The sequence below is a fragment of the Sphingosinicella sp. genome (assembly GCF_052387495.1).
Classification (GTDB): domain Bacteria; phylum Pseudomonadota; class Alphaproteobacteria; order Sphingomonadales; family Sphingomonadaceae; genus Allosphingosinicella.
Genome location: NZ_JBQTJC010000162.1, coordinates 1 through 4,892, shown reverse-complemented (window position 1 = coordinate 4,892; position 4,892 = coordinate 1). Strand labels below are relative to the sequence as shown.

Sequence of the window (4,892 nt, the reverse complement as noted above, 5' to 3'; positions counted from 1 at the left end):
CTGGCTTACGCGGCGCGGATCCTCCAGGACCAGCTGCAGCTGTTCGTCCATTTCGACGAGGGCATGGTCAGCGTGCCGACGATGGCCGGCATCGCCGTGCCGAGCGCCGAGCAGAGCGAAGCCGACGCCAACCAGCTCAACCGCTATCTGCTCAAGAAGGTGGACGAGCTGGAGCTGAGCGTGCGCAGCGCCAACTGCCTGAAGAACGACAATATTATCTATATCGGGGATTTGGTCCAAAAGACGGAAGCGGAGATGCTCCGGACTCCCAATTTTGGCCGCAAGTCGCTCAACGAAATCAAGGAAGTCCTCGCTTCGATGGGCCTCCGGCTTGGGATGGACATCCCCGGATGGCCGCCGGAGAACATCGAAGAGATGGCCAAGAAGCTCGAGCAGGAGCTTTTGGGATAACGCCTTCGTCCCCGAGTGGTACTTTGTGCCGACTGAAGACAGCTAAGGGCCGCCGCGAGGCGGCCCTTTTCATTTCCGGAGCTTGTGACCAATGTGGGCCCCGGAGGGGCTTGTGAACTTAAGCGCTCGCGTTCTGGAACTGCTGTCGAAGGGTGGCTCGCTGAAGGCAGCCGAAATTGCCACACGGCTGGGGGTATCACGAGCCGAGGTCAATGCTGCCTTGTACGGCCCACTTCGTGGTAGGGTGACCAAATTGCCCGGCCATCGCTGGGCCCTCGCCGGCGGCGCCCAAGGGCCCAAACCTGAAGAGACGGCGAAGCCCAACCGCTACGCAGCTTTGTTCCGCTACTATCTCGATTGCCTCGCGTCCGACGCTGGCGTTGGTGTCTCCGTGTTCGCCGAGAGCCGATACGACCTCGACTACGCATTGCTACCTTCAATGCCGCTCGATGCGTCGCCCGAAATTGAATGGGCAGCGGCTGAAGGCGTCGATCGTCTGTTGGGACGGCAGCGGCGCGAAGCGAAGACAAAGACGCTTTGGCTCGGCTGGCCGCTCGCTTGGCGGCAGGCACGCAGCCGCACCGGCTGGACCGGCGCTTTTGTCGAGCCGGTGCTGCTTTGGCCGCTCGATGTTGATGCTGAGATGCCGACCTTCTTCAATGAGCCGGTGCTCAACATGAAGCTGCTCGAGCGTTTTGCCGGGGATACCAATCCGTTGGAGGAGGCGGCCGAGCTTTCCGAAATTCTGGGCATCGATACTGCCGAGGACTTGGATCCCGCCGATCTTGGCGCACAACTTGCGTCCGTTCGGCCGGACTGGCCTTGGGCAGAGTCCCCGGACCCAGACGCCCTCTCAACCACCAGCCCGGAGTTCGACGACCGACAGATCGCCATATTCAACCGCGCCGCAATCGTTCTCGCCGATCGTGAACCCTTCACGGTCGGCCTGGAAACCGAGCTGCGCAACCTTCAGGCGGTGCTTGACAAGGCGATCGAACAGAGTGCGCTCGGTGTGATGATCGCCGGCGCCCCATCCGCGGCGGAACCCTTTGCTCAGCCGATTCTAGAGGCAGCGCCGTTGAACGCCGAGCAGCGGGACGCGATCCGGAGCGCGCTTTCGTCCCCGCTCACCGTGATCACTGGGCCGCCCGGTACCGGCAAGTCGCAGGTTGTGACGGCGATCATCGTCAATGCGGCCTATCATGGCCTCAAGGTCCTGTTCGCCAGCAAGAACAACAAGGCCGTCGATGTCGTGGAGGAGCGGGTCAATGGTCTCGCGACGCGGCCTGTCCTGATGCGTTTGGGAGGTCGTACTCCGCGCGAGGGCACGGCCGACCAGTTGGCGTCAATATTGTCGGTCCGCTCGAATGCCACCGAGCGCGCAGTCGCCGAAAAGGCGCGTCAGGAGGTCGCCCGGATCGGCACCGCACTTGCCGATCTCGACTCCCGCATCGAGCGACTGCGAATTGCGCGCAACCTGACGGATGCCGCCGAGCAGAGGGCTGAAGCGGCGCGGCAGTTGCTTGGAGAAGAGAAATTTGCCGACCTGACAGCCTTTGACATCGCCGGCGCCGAGCAAGTCGTCCAAGCGCTCGTGGAGGCTGCAGGCCGAGCCGATCGATCGCGCCAAGGATTGTTCGTTCGTTTGCTCTGGTCGATTTTCCAGAAGGATCGGCTCGCGCGTTTCGCCAGCGCAGCCTTCGGTGCGAATGCGCTGGCCGAGCGCCTCGGTGTAATGCCCTGTCCCGATGATCCGGGCATCAGCTCACACTGGTGCGAAGCCCTGCAGCCGCGCCTCGACGCCGCTGCGGCGGCCAGTGAATATCACGCCTTGCGCGCCGAGTTGCTCGCCCTCGGCGATCCTGCCGATCTTACACGCGAGCGCGTTGACCGCCTCGCGGACCTGTCGAATGCATCGCACGCGGCATGGGAGGGTTGGCTCGCATCGATGGGCGAGCGCCTGAGCTCGGCCGAGCGCAAGGCGCTCGGTGACTATATCGCGCTGCTGCGTACCATCGCCAATACTCAGGAGGGCGGTGGTCAGATCAGCCGGGAAATCTGGTCTCGCTATTATCGTCTAGCTGCCCAAGTCGCCAACGTAATGCCTGGGTGGGCGGTGACCTCGTTGTCGGCGAAAGGTCGCGTTCCGTTCGAAAGTGCATTGTTCGACCTCGTTGTCGTCGACGAGGCGAGCCAGTGCGACATTGCCTCAGTCCTGCCTTTGCTCTTCCGCGCGAAGCGCGCCGTCATCATCGGCGATCCGCAGCAGCTCCGGCACATCAGCAGGCTCACCGCCGACAAGGACCAAGCCTTCATGGTTCGCCACGGCGTGCTCGACGACCCCGGAGCGGGCTGGAGCTACCGGGCTGTCAGCCTCTACGAGCTAGGGCAAAGCCGGGTGCCCGCAGATTCGGTGGTCACATTGAGGGATCATCATCGCTCCCACGAAGCGATCATTCGATTCTCTAACCAGCAGTTCTACGGCGGTGGCCTGCGCGTCGCGACGGATTATAGCCTGTTGCATCGGCATGGGCAGCCCGCGCTTCGCTGGATCGACGTGAAGGGCAAGGTGGTTCGCCCGACCGATGGGGGCGCCGTCAACGACAAGGAAGCCACAGCTGTCGTCGACGAGCTTCGCCGGCTGGCCATCGAACAACGCTATCCGGGGTCGATCGGTGTTGTCACTCCATTCAGGGCGCAGGCGCGCCGCATCAGGGACCTTGTTTCGCGAGACGGCGTGCTTGCGACGATCCTTGCCGCGCGGGAGTTCCTGTCCGACACGGCCCACAAGTTCCAGGGCGACGAACGCGACCTCATGATTTTCTCGCCGGTTGTCTCCGGAGGAGTTTCCGAAGGCGCGCTCGGCTTCCTCCGCAGGTCCGGACACCTATTCAACGTCGCTATCACGCGCGGGCGGGCCAGCGTCGTCACCGTCGGGGACAAGGCCGCCTGCGCCCAGAGTGACGTCACGTACCTCAAACAATTCGTCACTTATTGCGATAGCTGGGAGAGCGCGCTGGAGATCGAGCAGCGCGGGCAGACCCGTGAGCCGACTGCGTCTCCCATCTATCCGACCGTTGGGCGACCCGAGCTCGTTTCGGACTGGGAGCATGTTTTCTACGAAATGCTCGTGCGGGCTGGCATTCCCTCGGTGCCGCAATATGATTTCGACCAATACATTCTAGATTTCGCGATCATCTCGCAGGATGGGCGCCGACTGGACGTGGAAATCGACGGCGAGCGCTACCATCGGGACTGGAATGGTGAACACGTCCGCCGCGACCAGCTCCGCGACATGCGGCTCATGGAGATGGGCTGGGACGTGCGGCGATTCTGGGTTTACGAAGTGCGCGACGAACCGGGTCGGTGCATCGACGTAATTGAGACGTGGATGAACTGAGGCGGGTTGAGGTTCTGAGCATCATAATGTACCAACATGGAAAGATTTGCTTGACAGCGTGACGCTGGTCTGGTACTTTCCTCCCATGCTGTAGAAGTGCGAGTCGCCTACGGCTCTCAAGAAGAAGAAGGCGGATCCCGGATCTGGTCCGGGATGACGAAGTGGGGCGAGGCCGGTGCGGGAAACGCGCCGGCTTTTTTCAGTTTCGGCCGTGGCCCGCCCGGGCTGGCGCTCAATCGAGGACAATCGACATGCCGAAGAAGCTGCCGCGCTCCTGGCGCGGGGTGTTTTTGCGTGCGCTCAGGCGGACGGGGAATGTGCGGGCTTCGGCCGCGCGGGCGGGGGTGGATCCGGGGACGGCTTACGATCATCGGATCAAGGATGCGGGGTTCGCGGGGAAGTGGGCGGGGGCGCTGGAGGCGTTCAAGGAAAGGCCCTCACCCCGGCCCTCTCCCGCAGGCGGGAGAGGGAGTTCTGAGCTTATCGCGCGGCGGACGAAGGCGGGGGGTGTGCAGATGGTGCGGGCGGCGGTGGGGCGGTGGGATACCGAGACCGAGGCGGCGTTTCTGGCGGGGCTGCGGGAGGCGGGGTGCGTGCGGGCCGCCGCCGATTCGGCGGGGCTGTCGACGACAGCGTTCTACAACCGCCGCGCCAATTATCCCGAGTTCGCGCGGCGCTGGGACGCGATGCTCGAGGAGGCCAAGGCGCGGGTGCCGGAGCTGCTCAATGCCGCGACGATCGCCAGTCTCGATCCCGGCGTGCCCAGGCGCGGACGGCGGCTGCCGAAGGTCAATGTCGACCAGGCGATCCGGATCAGCCAAATGAACCAGCGCGCCGCCTCGGCCGCCGCCGGCGGGCGTAGTCGCGGGGGGCGGGCGCGGCACGCGGAGGTGGCGACCAACGCGGAGGTGCGCGAGGCCTTGCTCAAGCGGCTCGCCGCCTTTCGCCAGCGTATCCGGGACCGGCGCGCGGGCAAGAAGGAGGGGTTTGACGGGCCGGACGAGAGCGACATGCCGGAGGGCGGACAAGAGTAGGGCTGGGACCGCCGCGGCGGCCCCGCCCCGGTGAGCGCTGTCATGTG

The 4,892-nt window shown here is 64.3% G+C and carries 3 protein-coding genes; all 3 read left to right on the top strand.

What is annotated here, in order from left to right; genetic code table 11:
* The coding region (locus ACT4N8_RS09145) for a DNA-directed RNA polymerase subunit alpha C-terminal domain-containing protein (RefSeq protein ID WP_444857821.1) at positions 1 to 411 on the top strand (411 nt) is incomplete at its 5' end.
* A gap of 112 nt (positions 412 to 523) precedes the next feature.
* Positions 524 to 3,811, top strand: a complete 3,288-nt coding sequence (locus tag ACT4N8_RS09140; RefSeq protein WP_444857820.1) for an AAA domain-containing protein — start codon at positions 524 to 526, stop codon at positions 3,809 to 3,811.
* A gap of 509 nt (positions 3,812 to 4,320) precedes the next feature.
* The gene (locus ACT4N8_RS09135) at positions 4,321 to 4,845 is read left to right on the top strand and encodes a hypothetical protein (RefSeq protein WP_444857819.1); all 525 of its coding nucleotides are present in this window, start codon (positions 4,321 to 4,323) and stop codon (positions 4,843 to 4,845) included.
* Positions 4,846 to 4,892 lie beyond the last annotated feature (47 nt).